19 protein-coding genes are annotated in these 17,548 nt (G+C 36.5%); 3 read left to right on the top strand and 16 right to left on the bottom strand.

The window, feature by feature from the left end; all coding sequences use genetic code 11:
* Window positions 1-80: 80 nt before the first annotated feature.
* Entirely contained in the window at window positions 81-2,543 is a 2,463-nt protein-coding gene (thrA, locus tag ABR854_RS07725; RefSeq protein WP_350264827.1) for a bifunctional aspartate kinase/homoserine dehydrogenase I, read from the bottom strand.
* Window positions 2,544-2,806: 263 nt separating this feature from the next.
* Between thrA and ABR854_RS07720 the strand changes: the two genes are divergently transcribed.
* Both ABR854_RS07720 and ABR854_RS07715 read left to right on the top strand, forming a co-directional pair.
* A complete protein-coding gene (locus ABR854_RS07720) occupies window positions 2,807-3,112 on the top strand; it encodes an autorepressor SdpR family transcription factor (protein WP_350264826.1) in 306 nt (101 codons plus the stop codon).
* 104 nt (window positions 3,113-3,216) lie between these two features.
* The gene (locus ABR854_RS07715; RefSeq protein WP_350264825.1) at window positions 3,217-3,834 is read left to right on the top strand and encodes a hypothetical protein; all 618 of its coding nucleotides are present in this window, start codon (window positions 3,217-3,219) and stop codon (window positions 3,832-3,834) included.
* 64 nt (window positions 3,835-3,898) lie between these two features.
* On the opposite strand, the gene ABR854_RS07710 is transcribed toward ABR854_RS07715, so the two are convergent.
* From ABR854_RS07710 to ABR854_RS07670, 9 genes are all read right to left on the bottom strand, one after another.
* Window positions 3,899-4,396, bottom strand: coding sequence for a c-type cytochrome (locus ABR854_RS07710; RefSeq protein WP_350264824.1), 498 nt, complete (start codon window positions 4,394-4,396; stop codon window positions 3,899-3,901).
* A 1-nt stretch (window position 4,397) separates the two neighbouring features.
* Window positions 4,398-5,015: an SCO family protein gene (locus tag ABR854_RS07705; RefSeq protein ID WP_350264823.1), complete on the bottom strand. Its 618-nt coding sequence runs from the start codon at window positions 5,013-5,015 to the stop codon at window positions 4,398-4,400.
* A gap of 59 nt (window positions 5,016-5,074) precedes the next feature.
* Window positions 5,075-5,464, bottom strand: a complete 390-nt coding sequence (locus ABR854_RS07700) for a hypothetical protein (RefSeq protein ID WP_350264822.1) — start codon at window positions 5,462-5,464, stop codon at window positions 5,075-5,077.
* Between the two features lie 73 nt (window positions 5,465-5,537).
* Window positions 5,538-7,196: a DNA repair protein RecN gene (gene recN / locus ABR854_RS07695; protein ID WP_350264821.1), complete on the bottom strand. Its 1,659-nt coding sequence runs from the start codon at window positions 7,194-7,196 to the stop codon at window positions 5,538-5,540.
* A gap of 249 nt (window positions 7,197-7,445) precedes the next feature.
* A complete protein-coding gene (gene lptC / locus ABR854_RS07690; protein WP_350264820.1) occupies window positions 7,446-8,039 on the bottom strand; it encodes an LPS export ABC transporter periplasmic protein LptC in 594 nt (197 codons plus the stop codon).
* Between the two features lie 63 nt (window positions 8,040-8,102).
* Complete coding sequence (gene bamG, locus ABR854_RS07685; protein ID WP_350264819.1) at window positions 8,103-9,398, bottom strand: BamG family beta-barrel-assembly machinery protein; 1,296 nt, start codon at window positions 9,396-9,398, stop codon at window positions 8,103-8,105.
* Complete coding sequence (locus tag ABR854_RS07680) at window positions 9,382-10,164, bottom strand: type III pantothenate kinase (RefSeq protein WP_350264818.1); 783 nt, start codon at window positions 10,162-10,164, stop codon at window positions 9,382-9,384. Before ABR854_RS07680 ends, bamG begins: the two co-directional genes overlap by 17 nt.
* An 82-nt stretch (window positions 10,165-10,246) precedes the next feature.
* Window positions 10,247-11,038: a tRNA threonylcarbamoyladenosine dehydratase gene (locus ABR854_RS07675; protein WP_350264817.1), complete on the bottom strand. Its 792-nt coding sequence runs from the start codon at window positions 11,036-11,038 to the stop codon at window positions 10,247-10,249.
* 35 nt (window positions 11,039-11,073) lie between these two features.
* Window positions 11,074-11,769 carry a TatD family hydrolase gene (locus ABR854_RS07670; protein WP_350264816.1) on the bottom strand — a complete coding sequence of 232 codons (696 nt, stop codon included), beginning with the start codon at window positions 11,767-11,769 and terminating at the stop codon, window positions 11,074-11,076.
* A gap of 70 nt (window positions 11,770-11,839) precedes the next feature.
* Between ABR854_RS07670 and ABR854_RS07665 the strand changes: the two genes are divergently transcribed.
* Window positions 11,840-12,301 carry a GNAT family N-acetyltransferase gene (locus tag ABR854_RS07665; protein WP_350264815.1) on the top strand — a complete coding sequence of 154 codons (462 nt, stop codon included), beginning with the start codon at window positions 11,840-11,842 and terminating at the stop codon, window positions 12,299-12,301.
* A gap of 21 nt (window positions 12,302-12,322) precedes the next feature.
* On the opposite strand, the gene ABR854_RS07660 is transcribed toward ABR854_RS07665, so the two are convergent.
* From ABR854_RS07660 to ABR854_RS07635, 6 genes are all read right to left on the bottom strand, one after another.
* Entirely contained in the window at window positions 12,323-13,951 is a 1,629-nt protein-coding gene (locus ABR854_RS07660; RefSeq protein WP_350264814.1) for a CotH kinase family protein, read from the bottom strand.
* A 43-nt stretch (window positions 13,952-13,994) separates the two neighbouring features.
* The gene (locus tag ABR854_RS07655; protein ID WP_350264813.1) at window positions 13,995-15,341 is read right to left on the bottom strand and encodes a DNA/RNA non-specific endonuclease; all 1,347 of its coding nucleotides are present in this window, start codon (window positions 15,339-15,341) and stop codon (window positions 13,995-13,997) included.
* A 94-nt stretch (window positions 15,342-15,435) separates the two neighbouring features.
* On the bottom strand, window positions 15,436-16,242 hold the full coding sequence (locus tag ABR854_RS07650) for an ester cyclase (protein WP_350264812.1): 807 nt from the start codon (window positions 16,240-16,242) through the stop codon (window positions 15,436-15,438).
* A 75-nt stretch (window positions 16,243-16,317) separates the two neighbouring features.
* Complete coding sequence (locus tag ABR854_RS07645; protein ID WP_350264811.1) at window positions 16,318-16,572, bottom strand: hypothetical protein; 255 nt, start codon at window positions 16,570-16,572, stop codon at window positions 16,318-16,320.
* Between the two features lie 236 nt (window positions 16,573-16,808).
* Entirely contained in the window at window positions 16,809-17,138 is a 330-nt protein-coding gene (locus ABR854_RS07640) for a LytR/AlgR family response regulator transcription factor (protein WP_350264810.1), read from the bottom strand.
* A gap of 19 nt (window positions 17,139-17,157) precedes the next feature.
* Window positions 17,158-17,358, bottom strand: coding sequence for a response regulator transcription factor (locus ABR854_RS07635; RefSeq protein ID WP_350264809.1), 201 nt, complete (start codon window positions 17,356-17,358; stop codon window positions 17,158-17,160).
* Window positions 17,359-17,548 lie beyond the last annotated feature (190 nt).

The following is a 17,548-nucleotide window of genomic DNA, read 5'->3' as shown; positions in this document are numbered from 1 at the left end:
GGAATTGAGTGAAAAAAGGCACAAAATGATAGAATATTTTCTACGCTTTGTGCCTTTGCTACTTTGTATCTCTGTGCCTTCTAAACCAAATAACTACTAATACTCATAATATCAGCAAACACACCTGATGCGGTTACTTCTGCACCTGCACCTGGGCCTTTTACTACCAAAGGATTGTATTTATAGCGTTCGGTTGTGAACGAAATAATATTTTCAGAACCAGCCAAATTAAAGAATGGATGTGAGCGACCCACTGTTTTTAGGCCAATACTTGCTTTATTGTCACTATCAAGTGAAGCGATGAATCTTAAAACTTCATCGTTGGCTTGTGCGTTTTGCAAAAGTTTCTCGAATCGGTCATTGTCTTTTTCGAGTTCTTCAAAAAACGCATCAACCGAAGGGGCATTTAAACAAGCATCATTCAACAAATTAACGATTGTCACATCTTCTGGTTCGAGTTTTAAACCTGCTTCACGAGATAATATCAGGATTTTGCGAGCTACGTCTTGTCCACTCAAATCGTCTCTTGGGTCGGGTTCGGTGTAGCCTTTTGCTTTTGCTTCTTTCACTACATCAACAAATCTATCGCCCACTTTAAAGTTATTGAAAATATAAGCCAATGTTCCCGAAAGTACCGCTTCAATCTTATTGATTTTATCTCCACTCGTTATCAATCCTTGCAGTGTATTGATAATCGGTAAACCTGCACCAACGTTTGTTTCGTACAAAAACTTCACACCGTGTTTTTGGGCGGCTTTTTGGAGCATAAAATACTGTTCATATCTGCCCGAATTGGCTACTTTATTTGGCGTAACGATTGATACACTACTGCTTAAAAGCGAATAATAATACTGCACAATATTTTTATCGGCCGTGCAATCGACAAAAACGCTGTATGGTAAATTCAAATCTTGTACATCAGAAACAAACGAGCCGATATTGGCAATTTCGCCTTTTTCGAGCAACTCTTCTTTCCAATTTCCGAGACTAATTCCGCCCTCATCTAACAACATCTTTTTTGTATTAGTGATGCCTACGAGTCTGATATTGAGGTTTTTACGTTGTTTTAAGTATTCTTTTTGCTCTTGAATTTGTCTTAAAAGTGTACTTCCAATTAAGCCTGTTGCACCAACTAAGTATAAATTGAGCGTCAAGCCATCCACTTGAAAAAAAGTTTCGTGAATGGCATTGAGAGCTTTCGTAATATCTTTTTTATAGATAACTACCGAAATATTTAACTCCGAAGAACCTTGGGCAGTTGCAACCACATTGATACCGTTTTTACCAAGTACAGTAAATAATTTACCCGAAGTACCTGTACTTGATTTCATACCCTCACCCACGACGGCAATGACCGAAAGGTTTTGTTCGATAGAAATATTATCAACCAAACCTTGCGAGATTTCGGTAGCGAAACCTTCTTCCAATATTTCTTTTACGCCATAAGCTGTTTTTGGGTCAACCGCAAAACAGATTGAATGCTCGGAAGATGCCTGAGAAATCAAGATAACGCTGATTTTATTGGCTGCTAAAATCGAAAATAATTTGGCTGAAACCCCGGCAACACCCATCATACCGCCACCTTGCACATTCACCAAAGCAATATCATCAATCGAAGAAATCCCTGTGATGGAATATTCTTTAGTGCTGGCAGTTTTGCTAACGAGCGTACCTTCGTGGTGATGATTGAAAGTATTTAATATGCGTAAAGGAATGTTTTTCTGAAAAGCAGGAGTGAGGCTCGGCGGATAAATAACTTTTGCCCCAAAATGCGATAATTCCATTGCTTCAGCATAAGTAATTGTCGGAATCGTGAACGCATTTTTTACTTTGCGAGGGTCAGAAGTGAGCATTCCATCAACGTCTGTCCAGATTTCTATAACAGTTGCGTTGAGTGCTGCACCAAAAATTGAACCTGTATAATCAGAACCGCCACGGCCGAGTGTGGTTGTTACGCCATCAATCGTTGAGCCAATAAAACCCGTGATACATTGTAGTTTATTGGTTTGAGCAAAATGCTTTCTGATTAGTTCATTCGTTAAATCTCCGATTACTTCGGCATAACCAAAATGGTCATCAGTTTTTATGACTTTTCTTGCATCTAAATATTCAGCATCAATTCCTCTGTTTTTGAGTGCTTCGGTAACAATTGTTGTAGAAAGTCTTTCACCAAAACTCACGATAAAATCATTCGTTCGTGCCGAAAGTTCTTTTATCAAGAAAACACCACGCAATAAATCTTCGAGTTCATTTAATAAACCCTTAACTTTTGCAATAGCACTGCTCTGATTTTTAACATCAATCAAACCTCTAACGGCTGCAAAATGACGGTCTTCTACCGATTTTAATAATTGTAAATATTCTAAATCAGAAGTAGCGGCCAATTTACCAATTTCGATTAGGCGATTCGTAACACCACCCATTGCCGAATAAACTACTGCAATTTTGCGTCCTTCGTTGAGATTTTCTTGTAAAATCTGTATAACCTGATTGATACTTTCAACCGTTCCGACCGATGTTCCACCGAATTTTAATACTTTCATAAACCCCAATACCCCCCCGCCCCTAAAGGGGAGCTAAAATTTAGATTCTTACAAAAATCCCCCTTTAGGGGTTGGGGGTGGTGCAAATATAACAATTTATATACCAATGTCTGAAAAATGATGATAAAATTGTGTTTTTCTAAGAAACCATTAGGAAGAACTGTGTGTTGTTTAGAAGATTATCTAAATATTTAATGGAAAATTTGTATTTCTGAATCAGAAAACACATATTTGTATTTATCAATTGATATAAGTGAAAAATTATGAATAATTTATTTAGAGCATTGAATGATGCTACTCGCCGTGAGATTTTGGAGTTGCTAAAAGATGGAGATATGACTGCTGGCGATATTGCCGATAAATTTGATATGAGCAAACCCAGCATTTCGCATCATTTGGATTTGCTTCGCCAAGCTGATTTGGTGGCTTCGGTGAAGAAAGGTCAGTTTGTGCTTTATTCGCTCAATATGACCGTCATGGACGAAATTATGGTTTGGTTTATGCAATTTAAACCCAATGCGGCACAACAAGCTGAAAAACCAAGGATTCGTCTGCACGCTGGAAAGTAGAATGCTTCAAGGCTTTCACGCAATAAACGAGGTTAAATCAATGAGTAAATATAAAAACTTGTTGTCTGTAGCCCATTGACCGTGAACTAAAATAATCTACACCGATGAAAAAAAATATTCCGTTTGAATTGCTGATTTTAACAATTATGATACTTCCGTTTGCCTATATTTATATTAATTGGCAACCCAAGTTTTCGCTTAATCATCAGAATAAGTTTGATTATTACTTGTACGCAGTGGTGTTTTTCTACATTGTGCCGCTATTGATGCAGTTTTTGGATAGTCGAAAGCCTAATGCAGAATTATTACTTAAAAGTGCCAAACGAATTCGTTTGATTTGGTCTGCTTATCTTTCGGCTTTGGGGTTAATATTATTTTATTATTTACTCAATGATTATGAGTATGATAAACCCCGACTTTTGGGAGTTGCTCTTTCACTTTTTTTATTTGCCAGTGGAAATTTTAGACAAAATATTCATCCATCAAGCATTTTTGCAGGAAATGGTATTTTCTCGAATAAAGCAAGTTTACAAGCAGCAGAGGAGAGGAATAATAGAAAAAATCAACGATTTATGGCCAAACTTTTCTTTTGGGTCGGAATCGTCGGAACTGTTTTCTTTTTATATTTCAAAGAATCGATGCTTACTTCTTGGGGATTGATATTTGTAGGAATGGTGATTTTTTATGGAATCGCTATTCGTTTGATTCGTGGGGTAGTTTGATGGATTGTGTATTTTTAAGGAAGATATCGCTTTAAGCGAACGTCGCCCGGCGAAGTCTTCCTTTCTATTTATTATTTAAAACTTTCTCAACTTCTTTCACTTCAGTAATTTTAGTTTCACCATGCCACTCGTTATAAATGTAGGTAACAACTTCGGCAATATCCAGATTGGTGAGTTGATTATTGGCTGGCATTGGTTGGTTATATTTCTTACCATTGACCAAAATTTCACCTGCAAGCCCATTTTTAATAATATAAATAACTTTTTCTTTGTCTTTCAGATAATCACTGCCTGCAATTGGTGGATAAAGGCTTTGAAGTCCTTTTCCATCTTTTTGGTGGCAATTAGCACAATTTTGCTCGTAAAGTTCTTTTCCTCCGATATAATACTGCTCCAGTTTTATCTTTTCTTCTGACTGACACGAAGTAAATGAAACGACAGCTAAGATGAGCACAAATAGCTTTGAAAGCAATCGTTGGAGAAACTTATAGATGACTTTTAATGATTTGATGAAAGGTATATTATCTTCATCATACCTCATATCTCTGATTTGTTGTCTCATTTTATTTTTCGTTTAATAGAACCTCCATGTCTTTTATCAATTTAGTCACGTCGGTTTCTTTTGTGCCATCATAGATACCTCTTACTCGACGTTTAGTATCAACTAAAATAAATGCTCCACTATGAATAATCCCACCCGCAGCCGTTGAGTCTTCGCCAGCCGTTACGTAATAAGATTTTTCGCCAATTTCATAAATCTTTGCCTTTTCTCCCGTGACAAAATTCCACATTTTACCGCTGATTCCGAGTTGAGAGGCATATTCTTTCAAAACCTTTACTGAATCATGCCGAGGGTCGATTGTATGCGATAAAATACCAACTTTAGGGTTTTCTTTGTATTTTTCATAAACTCTCAACATTTGTTTTTTCATGACGGGGCAAATGGTAGGGCAGGTCGTAAAGAAGAAATCAGCCACGTAGATTTTACCTTCGTATGTTTTATTAGTAATAATACTACTATCCTGATTTACAAATGAAAAATCGGGAATTGTATGATAAACCGAATCGCCATTTACGAAGTCTCGCTCGCCCATGATTGGCAATTTTCTTGAAGAATTATCGCAAGAAATGATACTTATGGTGGCAATACAAAATAGGATGACAGGAATTAACTTTTTCATGTATAAATTAAGCCTGCAAGCAGTAAACTTACAGGCTTTATTAAGTGTGTAATCTGATTTTATTTCAAAAACTCATCGGCTTTTTTCTTGGCATCAAGCGTAGCTTGCTTTAATTGCTCTCCTTCTGTTTTCAATGTCGTTAGTGCTTTTACTTTTTCTTCGCTATCTTTCATGTCGGCTGCTTCACCGAGTTTTGGCATCCAAGTTTCCATATCAGTATAGGCTTTATCAAGAGCCAACGAAATATCCAGAGCAGTTTTTTTCAATGTTGTATCAGCTTCAGCTTTTTTCATTACGTTTGCTTTCAAATCTTCCAGATTCATGCTGATTGGCATTATTTCATCATGCAATTTAAAAGTTTCTTCTTTTAATTTAGCTGATTCTTCGGCGGCTTTATTACTGCAAGCCAATGAAAATATAATAAGAACTGATGTTAGTAAATTTTTCATTTGTTATGTTTTGTGTAAATATTTAGATGAACTGATTATATAGAATGTCGTGGTCTGTTGACCGTGGACTTTTTTAAATATTGATTCCAAGCATCTCTATGGCACTATGAATTGCATTTTCGGAAGGATGTTCGCCACCAATCATTTTTGCAATTTCAATAATGCGTTCGTCTTGACTTAACGTTTTGATACGGCTAACTGTTTTGGCTGATGAATTATCTTTGTAAACATAAAAATGCGATGACCCACGACCCGCAATTTGGTGCAAGTGTGTAATAGCAATTACCTGAATACTTTGAGCCATTTCTCGCATCATTTTTCCAACTTTTATGGCTACTTCACCCGAAATACCCGTGTCGATTTCATCGAAAATAATGGTTGGCAATGAGCGTTTATCGCCTAAAACATATTTAATCGCTAACATCAATCGAGAGAATTCTCCGCCCGATGCTACATCCTTTAATTGTCGAGGCGTGACTCCTTTATTGGCACTAAACAAGAAATTAATTTGGTCGATTCCTTCGCTGTTTAATTGAATATTTTGGTGCTGAATTTTGAGTATTGCATTGGGCATACCTAACTCTATTAGCAAACCAATTACTCGTTTTTCGATTTCTGGTAAAACTTTTTGGCGGGCTTTTGAAAGTGATTCTGCTACTTTGGTTGCGGCATCAAATGCTTTGTTTACACGCTCCTTAGCTGCAGCAAGGTTTTCACTAAGATTCAAAACTTTACTAACTTTTTCTTCCAAAATTGCTTGAATTTCGAGCAATTCACCATTCGATTTTACGGCATGTTTTTGGTGAAGTTTATAAAGTAAATTCAGTCGGTCTTGAATCTCAATGATTTTCTGACCATCAAGCTCGATATTATCTTCTTCTGACTCAATATCACGAGATACGTCTTTTAACTCCAGTAAACAACTCTGTATTCTGTCTTTATATTGCTGATAATCAGGTGAATAGCTCGCAATCGGTGCCAGTGAACTAACCGTTGATTGAAGTACTGAAAGGATAGACTGTTCAGAATTATTGAGGTATTCGTAAACAGTTTTGAGGCGAAGTTTTACTTCTTCGGCGTGTTCTAAGATGTTGAGTTCTTGTTCGAGTTGCTCTTGTTCGTTGGGGTCAAGTTTGGCTTTTACAAGTTCTTCGAGTTGAAAATTATTGAAATCAAACTCTTTTTTATTCTGGTCAGCTTCGATTTGTAGCTGCTGGTACGCATCTTGTAGTTTTTTGTATGTACGATATTTTTCTTGATACTCAACCAATTTATCGTGGCATTGAGCGTAAGTATCCACAATGCGAAGCTGATATTCGTTTGAGCCAAGTAAAATTGAATCGTGTTGTGAATGAATATCCATCAACTGAGACGAAATCTTGCGAAGCGTTTCGAGTGTAACTGGGGTATCGTTAATGAACGCCCTTGATTTTCCGCTTGGAGAAATCTCTCGACGTACGATGCATGAATTTTCAAAGTCGAGTTCTTCTTCTTCAAAAATATTTTTTATGTAGAAGCCTGCCATATCAAATGTACCTTCAATGATACATTTCTCTGACTCATTGTAGAGCGTTTTTGTATCGGCTCTATTGCCCAATAGTAAACCAATTGCACCGAGCATAATTGATTTACCTGCACCTGTTTCGCCTGTAACTATATTGAAATGAGCATCAGGCTTGAGTTCGAGATGCTCAATGAGAGCGTAATTCTTAATTAATAAATGTGAAAGCATGAAAATCTGGCTTTATTTGCGTGATTAGGCTTTATTTTACTTTCTGTTTTGAGAAAATAAAATCTATTTAATTTCACCTTTAAATTGAACAACAAATTTAGAGCGAATTTTAGGAATGCAAGTAGAAAAGAGAATGATTTTTTTGTAAAATCTTGAATTTAGTTATTCGTAAATTGGGTAATTGGTAAATTGGTTATTGGAAAATTAGTGGAATACCAGTGGCTAATAACCAGTTTCCCAGTAACCAATCTAATAACTTGTAGTGTCGGTAGCTATATCATCATCAGTTTGGGAGTTGAGCGAATCAACGGCAAATGTTCCTTTGGTTCTACGCATCGTGTAGTGTGTAAAATCTTGGTCAGCATCCATTCCAACTCCGTGTAGTTCTTCTTTTGGAGTTTTGATTGTAAAACGTTTATCAGTGTAAACTTTTTTCTGAAGCGGACTCCAGTTTAATAAGTCGGTAGAAAGGCTTTGCTGTTGTAAACGATTGAAAAAGAATACATTACCCATAACTTTGTAGATTCCTTTACTTTTTTCGTATCGTCCAGAATCACCACGAAGCGAAGAATATTCTACACCATTTTTATCGTAAAAGGTTACATAGACTGCTTTTGGATAAACTTCATCTTCGTTTTCAAACTTTAATTGGCGGGCAGTTGTGAGTTTTACAGTTGTTCGTCCTGAATCGCTGTACATTACGTTCAGATTTTCAGTGGCCATCAATGGGCCATTATACTTGTTTGCCACTTCAACTTTCTTTTTTTCTTCACAAGAAGTCAAGAGAAAAGTAATTGATAGCAAAAAAATAAACTCAGCAATGTATTTGAAAGAGTTAATCATATTTACAGATAAAATGATTGTGTTATATAAGCGAACCGTATGACGGTTCGCTCCACAAAGATTTTAATCAATTTTAGGTTTCAAGAACCAACGTGTATCCATTAATGAGAAGCCAAGCGACATTTTTATGTAGTTTTCTTTCACGAGGCCATTACCAATCACTCCACGGTTTCCAAATGCAATTGAGAAATCAATATAACTTACACTACGATAAGCCAGTGGAGTAGATAAGCCCAATGAGAAACTATTATCTTTGATGTGCGTACCATTAACTAAATAAGGCGTTTTAACTTGCTGAAAACCAGCACGATAGAACACTTGATTAAAGTATTTAGTTGAAGTAAATTTCGGAAGGTATTCTACACCAAAAGCGATTTTTTCACTGTTCGTAAGATTACTTTCTGCTTTTCCATCAAAATTGCGGTATTGAGTCCAATCTTGGCGGCTATACTCAGCGGCGAAAGTCCATTTGTAAGGGCTCTCAAGACTGATTCCAAGTGCAAATTTTGAAGGTAAAGTCATACCACCATTATAAATAGCAAGTGTATCTGGTTTTTGAATAACCTGTGGGCCAGTTCCGTTATCATACAATGTAGAATAAGTACGAATGCGTTCGCCTTTTAGATTACTTTGAATTTCGTAAGTTCCGCCAACATTTAGATTCCATTTTTCGGCCAATTTTTGTTGGAAAGCAAAACCAGTTTTGAATGCAAATCCACTTGTAGAAACACGGTCGGTATATCTCTGATATAAATCGTCGCTACTAACTAAAAGAAGCGAGGTTGTATCACGTCTGAAACTTCCAAAATAAAAGCCAGTTTCGGCACCGACATATAATTTTTTTCCAATTAAAACTCCATTAGACCAAGCTGCTTTTGATAATCCGCCCTGTCCTTTATAAGTATGGCTTACTGATTTATCAGTACCAGCAATTGTTTGAGTAAAACGTGCTTCATGGTCAACACCTGAATAGGGTTGCATCGTAATGGCAGTCGTCCATTTGGTTTTTATAGGAAAAGCCAAAGTGATATGGCTCAGATTCATACCAAAGTCAGACTGCGAGAGTGTTCCGTTTGATAAAGTTTTGTACTGTCCACGCAAACCAGTATTAAATGCTACATAACGGTTTTTGGCTAAAAGAGCAGGATTAATAGTATTTACTGCAATTCCATTGCCAAAACTTAATCCAGTTCCACCCATGGCATCATAAGCAATGGCACTGCCTGAAAAAATGTCACCAATTCCGAGAGCCGAATAAGGTGAGTTACCGTAAAGTCGAGATTCTTTTTGTGCGAAAGATTCAGTAATTGACAGAATACAGATAATTAGGTAAGCAGTTAGTTTAATTTGTTTCAACATTGTATTGTAAAATTCTGTTCAGACCAATCAGGGTCAAATTTGGGATATTTTGTATCGAAAAAGTAGTATTTGAGGCTACTTGATTTGAATCGTTTGCTAAATCGACTGCAAAGGTCGGCTTTTTTATTTGACTTTCAAAGAAACTCGCATCGCCACCGCACAATATAACTTGACAATTGCCAAGTTTTAAGTAATTTTCTATCATTCCATTGGCTTCGGCGATAATTGCATTGATTACTCCACTCTGGATACAGGCTTTTGTATTCTTTCCGATTAAGTCAGGAATACCTTCGGCTTCGACTAATGGGAGTCTTTTAGTAAACGTATGAAGTGCTTCAAATCGTATTCGCATACCAAGAGAAATTATGCCACCTTCAAATGCTCCTATGCTTGAAACGTAATCATATTTTATGGCAGTTCCCATATCAATGATAAGAACGTTTTGATTTGGAAAAAGAAAATTTGCACCAACAGCACCCGCCAAACGGTCAGAACCGAGTGTTTGGGGTGTTTCGTAGTGTTTTTTTATCGGAACTGGCGTTACTGGACTTAGAAAAAGTTTAGTTATAGAAATTTTATTAAAAATATCTTCAAGTTCAGATTGGCTTTTTGTGACCGATGAAATGATGATATTTTTAACATTATTTAATAAAATCAGTTTTTCGATTTTTGGAAATTCTAAACCACGATGTACCTCCAAAAGTTGGTTTTCTTCAAAAAAACCAATTTTTGCGTAGGTATTTCCTAAATCAATGACTGCATTCATGACCACTATCCCCAAAAAGGAGACTTTTTAGTTGTATAAGAGAACTTGTGCCACATCTCAAAGATATGGGAGAAATTGTTTGTTATTCCTTATCTTTTGACTTTGATTTGAGAGCTGTTTTTCTACGGATATTGGCTGGACGTTTGGTGATTTCGATTGGGTAATCGAGTAAATCTCGAATCACGACTGATGCACAGACCCCACCAAAAGCGGCAGGTAAATAGGAAATTGTACCATAGGCTGAGCGTTTGAAGTTTGAGCCATCGGTCAAAATCAATGAGTCTTTCATGACAGGCTCTATAGAAAAAACGGCTTTTATTCCTTTTTTAATGCCCAATTTTTTGCCTCTTTTTCTAATATAATGAGCAAAAAGACATTCGTAAGTATCAAACAGATCAGTTACTCGAAGTTTGGTTGGGTCGATTTTCCCACCTGCTCCCATCGAACTAACGATACGCTGGCCTTTTTCGTAGGCAGTTGATAAAAGCGTAAGTTTCGGCGTTACGCTATCAATACAGTCCATCACATAGTCAAATTTTGTTTCGAGAATTTCTTTGCATTTATCAGGTGTTAGAAACTCTTTCACTACGTGAAGTTTCAGTTCTGGATTGATTGCTATGAGGCGTTCGGCCATAATATCGGCTTTTGAAACCCCATGATTGGTGGCAAGGGCTGGTAATTGTCGGTTGCGGTTGGTTGGGTCAACCACGTCGCCATCGACGATTGTCATTTCGCCCACACCTGAGCGACAAATATATTCAGCGGCAAATGAGCCTACACCGCCCAGTCCAACGACTAAGACGTGAGCATTTTGTAGTCGGTCGATTCCTTCTTTACCAACTAATAATTCAGAGCGAGAGAGCCAAGCGGGCATTTTTTATCTAATTGATTTAATTAAGCGATGCTTTATTACTTACAGATTTCTAAATAATTTGCAAAAATAGTATCTATGAGTTTATCAATTGGCATTTTTAGAATAAAAGATGCTTTTTCGTAAATTTCGGAGATTGAAGTATCCTTATCGTCAGTTTCGAGGAAAAGTTTTTCCAATGGAATTTGTGGTAAAAGGTGGGCTGCATTTGAATTATCATTCAAAATGGCTGTTCCGAGCGAGATGTAAAAGCCTCGTTCGAGGATAGCTTGAGCGATGTGAAAGTTATTATTGAAACCATGTAAAATCATGGGTACTTTCGGACGAACTATTTTTTTGATAGAAATCAATTCATTAAAACATTTTACACAATGAATTATGAGCGGTTTTTTGACTTCTTCGGCGATTCTGATTTGTTTGATAAAGACTTCTTCTTGGAGTGGTAGAGGTGATCCTTTTAGTCGGTCGAGTCCACATTCGCCAATTAATTTAATGTATTGATTTTGAGCAAGTTGTCGGAGTTTTTCGAGTTGTATTTTTTGATTATTCTCATTGATATGCCAAGGATGAATACCTGCCGAAAGCCAAGTTTTTGGAACTGTTTCATCGGGGAAGGTTTCGAGTGCTTCTTCGGTTTCGGGAATAATCAGGTTATAAATAATTTGTTGATTATCTTGTTTCTCAGGATTATGGGTGTGTATATTTATGAGCATAAATGCAACGAATGATAGCATGAGTGAATAATTCAATGATACAAATATATTCTATCATTCATTCATTCGCTCATTCAAAATTAGATTTTATATGAATATTAAGTGTGTGCCTTTTTATGAGTTGAGCCTTGACGAATTGTATGCCATAATGGTTTTGCGTCAAGAAGTTTTTGTTTTAGAACAAAATTGCCCATTTGTGGATGCTGACGGAAAAGACCAGTTGGCATGGCACTTAATGGTTATGGATGAGAATAATAAACTGGCGGCCTATACTCGTCTTTTTGATAAAAGTGTTTATTACGAAGGTTACACCTCAATTGGCCGAGTTGTAACTTCAGCACAAGCTCGTGGCGGTGGGATTGGGAAGTTTTTGATGCAAAAGTCAATCGAAAAAACGATAGAACTCTTTGGTAATGAGCCAATTAAGATTGGTGCACAAAGTTACTTGACTAAGTTCTATCAATCGCTGGGTTTTGAGTTAACAGGAAATGATTATGTTGAGGATGGCATTGACCATACTTATATGATAAAGCCCCCCCTCGGATACGTCTGACCGCCCTAAAGGGGAGCTTTTTTACTGGTGTACCAGTTTTTTTGTTATTCTTTTCGTGCCTGATTCTATTGTAAGATATTTTACACCACTGACAATTTCGTTTTCGGGTAATTCTATGTAAAAATCATTATTGCCGATTTGAAGTGTTTCATTTCCTTCAAAAATTGTTTTTCCGAGATTATCTGTTAATCTTATCTTAGTTTTTTCTGCAAAAAGTGATTGAATATTGATATTTATTCGCTCTAAAAACGGATTTGGAAAAGCATTGATAGTTATTTCTGCCAGTTCTGGCTCATTAGCTGTAATTGCAAAATTGGTCTGAATATTATTATCAAGCCATTGTAGGCGTTGGTTTAAGAAGTTGCGTAGTTCGTTTACTTCTTGTTCCCAAGTGCCAGCGTAAGGTGTTGGTTGAGGCCAAACATAAGTACCTAAAATTGGCCACTTCTGAAAATTTCTTACGATTGGTTCTTTCAATATATTGGCAAGTGTATCAATATGTTTGTTGATTCTTTCTGTTTGTAATGCCCCAAATTTTCGTTGAAATCCGTATTCTTGCCCGAGCTCTCGTACAAATGCCGAATCGGAGAGCATTTTTTCCCACCAAAAAGGTACTTGCCAAAAGTCAGTTGGGCAAGTATAATTGAATTTATAAGAAAACCCCGAAGGACTATTTCCACCGCAGTAATTGCCATTTCCGTAAGTTATATCATAATCCCACGGTGGACCTGCTTTTATTTTACCGCCTTTACTGTCTTTGTCTTTATGAAAAAAACTACTTATACGATATCCATCGACGTTTTTTGCTACTTCATTGACCAAAAATAATTGAATGAACGACCGAGTATCAATATATTTCCTGTAGCCATTGGTTTTATCTCGATAATTTGCTGCTTGAAGTGCACTTTCGGCATTATCAACATAGTTTTTGAGGTAAGCCCTTTGTTCGGAAGTAATCGTTTTAGGTGATTCGTATAAAAATGTTGTGAAATTATTGGGCGTATTATAATTTGGATATTTTGAACGCCAACTTCCTAAACTACCACCAGTATTTTTATCAGCTTTGAAAATATATCCGCCCGTAATATCGTCACCCGTTAAATCGGTTGCTTTCAGATTTGCAATGTTTACTCGTCCTTCGTCTCGTTTTATTTTTTCCATGAAAACATAAACGCCTTGATAGACGTTGTTGATTATAACCTCAACATATTGCGTGCGAGAAGCATACATACCCATTTCACGAGCTAACCGCATTGTGAGTACATTGTGCATGAAGCTTTTTTCGTTGTAGGAAGCATACAAAATCCAGTCCGATTCTTTGGGCATTCCGAGCAAAGAAGCAGTAATAGATTCAGATTTCTCATTCCAAAGTTCGATACCTAAGCTTTTTTTGGGAAATTGTTGAGAAGTTGAACCACGATATTCTATTCCTGCGAAACCATCGTAATGAGGTTTATCCGTAACATTATTGACTTTTCCCTGACCGTTGTAGTAGATTTTGAAATCTGTTTTTATTTTTGGTTCGTCAGAAATGAAAAATCCATTGGTATTTATTACAACTATCGGCAAATTTGACGATGTAAGAAATTGGGCTGTAAGTTGTTGGAAAATGCTGATAGTCAGCACAATTGTAAAGAAAAGTTTTTTCATAGGGTTGAATATGGCTTGAACAAGTTGAAAACTTGTTATACTACTAAAATCTGAAACTGGCAACTTTTAAAGTTGGACCAGCATCTTTTCTTGCTTCTAACGATTTTTGAATAGCACTTGGTACATTTGATAAAAAATCATATCCTGTAAGGCTTTCCAAATCATCAATACTTAGCCGATACTCACCCCATTTTGTGCCGTCAACATTTTCTTTATTGGGAACATTTACGGCAATGACACGAGTTTGGGCATCAATTCTTGTAATATCATTACTGCCCGTTGGCAAAATGACAATTACTTTCCAGAAAGATTCGGGAACAATTACTTTTCCATCATTGAGGCTATTGGTGCGTCCGCCATTGCTGCCAGTTCCGCCTTTGCCATAAACACCCGCAATGATATAAAGTTCGTTGCCTGATTCGGCAATTTTACGAGAATACGCTTCCAAATCAGCCCATAGTCCTCGATTATTGGCTGGAGCTTGCGGAGCGATGTTGGTCATTAAGAAAGTTTCGTCATTATCTTCGTAACTTCCATCACGGTCGTCGGATGGGCAGAGATGCCCACGGTCGAAACCTGAATTAGTGTAGTCGGATGTTATTACTTTATACCAAGCATTTGGTAGGGCAGGGTCAGGTCTGAAATTATCAGTTCGTTGCGTTGTGCCTTTCCAAGCAGTACTGAGATGCCAGCTTACCCAATTGGCTGTTCCTTTGCTACGATTATAGGACAAAACGTATTGCTTTTTTATCATTAAGTAATTGTTCTCATCTTTCGAGTCAGCATTACTTGGATTTCCCATCGCCAAATTATCATCACGAGTAGGAGTGGACGAGTTTGTTGGCGAATCGCCTGTTGAGGTTATGATGATATCATCAATGTTCAAACGATTTGCTCCACCTGAAATCTTACGGATTTCAAACCTGATTTTGCCAGATTCATTAATCGTGAAAGCTGTTGTAGAAAGATTGCTTCCAGAAGTCTTTTGAGTAGAACCAAATTTCGACCATGAAGAACCGCTATTTTTAGAAACATATAATTCCCACTCAGAATCGCCATCGCCATTGTAGGCACCATAAGAGATATTGATTTCTTTTACACCAAAAATGTCATAATTCATGCGTACAAAACCTGTTTCTCTGATTCTGATAGCACGAGATTCATTTTTTGTATCATTGGCTGTTGTGCCGATTAGGGCATCTTCAAAATACCAAACTCCGCCAGTCAATTCTACGTTTCCTGCCGTATAACTACTTTTTGAAGCACTTTCAAAGCTTTCCGGAAAACCTTTAATATAGGAAGTGCTTTTGGGTGTAATTGTTGAAATACACGAACTTATAAGAAATGAAATACCGAATAAATAGGAGAAATGACGGAACTTTACAAACATTGATAGATGAGATTAGATGTTTTGTAAAATTACATAGAAAATACAAAAAGCCCACAAATTTATTTGCGGGCTTCATGATGAGTTGTTTTCACCGTTATTTGTTGATTCCTAATTGTTGCATCATTGAAAAAGTGTCGTTAAGATTCCAACTTTCAGTAATTTTCCCTTCGGCGTTGAAACGATTGACTGTCCAATGTGCGACTTTGGCTGTTTTTTCAGTTGGTTTTATGCCATTTAATTCACCCTTTTGAGTACCAGTGGCTTCACAACGAGCAAAAACTAAATCGCCTTCGGCAATGAGTTCTACGACTGTGATTTGTAAATCAGGAAATGCTTTTATGAAAGCATTATTATAGGCTTCAACTGCTTTTGGTCCTTTGCCAATTCCTTTTATTTCATGAGTTTCAGCATAGAATTTGGTGTAATCAATTTTTCTTTCTCTTGAAAGATTATTTAGCTCGCGATAGATAGCTTTATTACGGTCTTTTGGTGTAACTAACGAATGTTGTGATGAAAGCCACTTTACATCATTTCCGTTTATTTGATAGATATATGTAAAGGCATCTTTATAATTGATGGTTACTTTTCCAAAATTCCAACGGGATTTATTGATGCCGTTTACTATCGTAATATTTCCAAATGTTTTAAAGGTTTTTTCGGTGAAACTTACGTCTTCCAATTTGGCCGACGAAACTGACTTAATAGTTCTATTTTTGTCCCATGAGCCACCTTCAGCATTGATAAATAAGAAATTATCATCGGCATATTTTTTAAAGGCGGCTGCTGGGTTTTGGCGATATTCTTCTTCCAACTTTGAAAGTAATTGCTCAATATTTGACTGTGCAAACGAGAACTGAATAGCTGCCAAAAAGCAGAGCGTTGAAATGATGAGTTTTTTCATTGTTTTTTATAGGTTTAAAATGTCTTTAAAATTTGTTTTGAAATTATTACGATTTGAAAATTCCAAAGTTTGAAGTTATTTTAACTCGAACCATGTCCAGATAGCAGTAGCAATGTCAATTCCTGCAAACAGAATTAATGCGGGTAAAGTTTGCCCTGAAATAACTAATATGACAAAGCCGATACCGACGATTATTCTGCCCCACATGGTATATTTTACAACTTCATCATTGCCAAATTTGATGATGCCATAATAGACAGTTGCAAGTGCAATGAGTACTATACCAAGCACTTTTATCCAGATTTCGGATGTAGGAGGAAAACCAAACATACCCAGTAGTACGTTGGGGATACAAATAAGCTCTAATGCAGTGATTAGAACATAAATAGCTTGGACGATAAGCGAAATGTAACGTTTATTAGTCATTAGAATTGGGGTTTGAAAGTTATCAGTTGAGAATCTTTTTTGATATGAGAATTAGTACTTGATTAATGGTCTGCAAATCAAAGTTTAGGATACTTACTCTTTATTTTAGAAAAATTCGATTTAACGGTGGCAATTTCGATTTAAAGGTAGTTTTGTGTAATTGAAAGATGTTTTTTTAAACCGTTTGCTCTTCTTCTCGAAACAGTAACTTTTTTATTATCAGTCATTTGTACTTGTTTGTGAGGTTCTAAATAACATTCTACACATTTAAGATTGACCATATAAGATTTGTGTGTTCGGTAAAAATTGTATGGCTCAAACCTACTTTGAAGGCTTTTGAGAGGAGTTGCCACGATAAATTTCTTGCCATCTCTAAAGTGGACAACTGTATAATTGATGTCGGCTTCGAGCAAGAGAATCTCTTCTGGTCTTACTGACTTGAAACCACCGATTGCAATTTCGTTTTTCATAGCATTGTTATTTTGAGTTCTAAATTTTTATCCAGTTGTTTTTTAATGCCTCTTTTACTAAACCTACCACCGATTGCACACCGAGTTTACGAAACATACTTCGGCGATGACTTTCTACAGTTGGGATACTAATATTTAGATTTTGGGCAATCTGCTCGGTTGTGAGTTCGCTGGCTATCAATTCCAATATTTCTTGTTCACGTTTGGTTAGTACAGCCATTTTGTTGAGTTTTTTTTTACTACAAAGTTGATGCTAATGCGAAAAATAATCTTTCATGGTTTTCCATGATTTTTAGTAGTGGTAAACCACGGTTTTTTACTCATGGTTTACCATGATATTTGGGCGATATTTTTCAAAACTCTTGTTAAAAAACATTGCATATCCTACATTTATAGGGCTTTAATAATCA

Source organism: Emticicia sp. W12TSBA100-4, from assembly GCF_040253585.1.
In the GTDB taxonomy this organism is placed as follows: domain Bacteria; phylum Bacteroidota; class Bacteroidia; order Cytophagales; family Spirosomataceae; genus Emticicia.
Note: the sequence above shows the minus strand (reverse complement) of the source record. Positions and strands in the feature narration are given on the sequence as shown.

Excerpts from the sequence above, each read along its gene's own strand:
- recN (WP_350264821.1), bottom strand. The coding sequence starts at position 7,196 with ATGCTTTCACATTTATTAATTAAGAATTACGCTCTCATTGAGCATCTC.
- lptC (WP_350264820.1), bottom strand. The coding sequence starts at position 8,039 with ATGATTAACTCTTTCAAATACATTGCTGAGTTTATTTTTTTGCTATCA.
- ABR854_RS07700 (WP_350264822.1), bottom strand. The coding sequence starts at position 5,464 with ATGAAAAATTTACTAACATCAGTTCTTATTATATTTTCATTGGCTTGC.
- ABR854_RS07655 (WP_350264813.1), bottom strand. The coding sequence starts at position 15,341 with ATGTTTGTAAAGTTCCGTCATTTCTCCTATTTATTCGGTATTTCATTT.
- ABR854_RS07650 (WP_350264812.1), bottom strand. The coding sequence starts at position 16,242 with ATGAAAAAACTCATCATTTCAACGCTCTGCTTTTTGGCAGCTATTCAG.
- ABR854_RS07640 (WP_350264810.1), bottom strand. The coding sequence starts at position 17,138 with ATGAAAAACGAAATTGCAATCGGTGGTTTCAAGTCAGTAAGACCAGAA.
- ABR854_RS07670 (WP_350264816.1), bottom strand. The coding sequence starts at position 11,769 with ATGCTATCATTCGTTGCATTTATGCTCATAAATATACACACCCATAAT.
- ABR854_RS07665 (WP_350264815.1), top strand. The coding sequence starts at position 11,840 with ATGAATATTAAGTGTGTGCCTTTTTATGAGTTGAGCCTTGACGAATTG.
- ABR854_RS07680 (WP_350264818.1), bottom strand. The coding sequence starts at position 10,164 with ATGAATGCAGTCATTGATTTAGGAAATACCTACGCAAAAATTGGTTTT.
- bamG (WP_350264819.1), bottom strand. The coding sequence starts at position 9,398 with ATGTTGAAACAAATTAAACTAACTGCTTACCTAATTATCTGTATTCTG.
- ABR854_RS07720 (WP_350264826.1), top strand. The coding sequence starts at position 2,807 with ATGAATAATTTATTTAGAGCATTGAATGATGCTACTCGCCGTGAGATT.
- ABR854_RS07645 (WP_350264811.1), bottom strand. The coding sequence starts at position 16,572 with ATGTTTGGTTTTCCTCCTACATCCGAAATCTGGATAAAAGTGCTTGGT.
- ABR854_RS07715 (WP_350264825.1), top strand. The coding sequence starts at position 3,217 with ATGAAAAAAAATATTCCGTTTGAATTGCTGATTTTAACAATTATGATA.
- ABR854_RS07705 (WP_350264823.1), bottom strand. The coding sequence starts at position 5,015 with ATGAAAAAGTTAATTCCTGTCATCCTATTTTGTATTGCCACCATAAGT.
- thrA (WP_350264827.1), bottom strand. The coding sequence starts at position 2,543 with ATGAAAGTATTAAAATTCGGTGGAACATCGGTCGGAACGGTTGAAAGT.
- ABR854_RS07710 (WP_350264824.1), bottom strand. The coding sequence starts at position 4,396 with ATGAGACAACAAATCAGAGATATGAGGTATGATGAAGATAATATACCT.
- ABR854_RS07660 (WP_350264814.1), bottom strand. The coding sequence starts at position 13,951 with ATGAAAAAACTTTTCTTTACAATTGTGCTGACTATCAGCATTTTCCAA.
- ABR854_RS07675 (WP_350264817.1), bottom strand. The coding sequence starts at position 11,038 with ATGCCCGCTTGGCTCTCTCGCTCTGAATTATTAGTTGGTAAAGAAGGA.
- ABR854_RS07635 (WP_350264809.1), bottom strand. The coding sequence starts at position 17,358 with ATGGCTGTACTAACCAAACGTGAACAAGAAATATTGGAATTGATAGCC.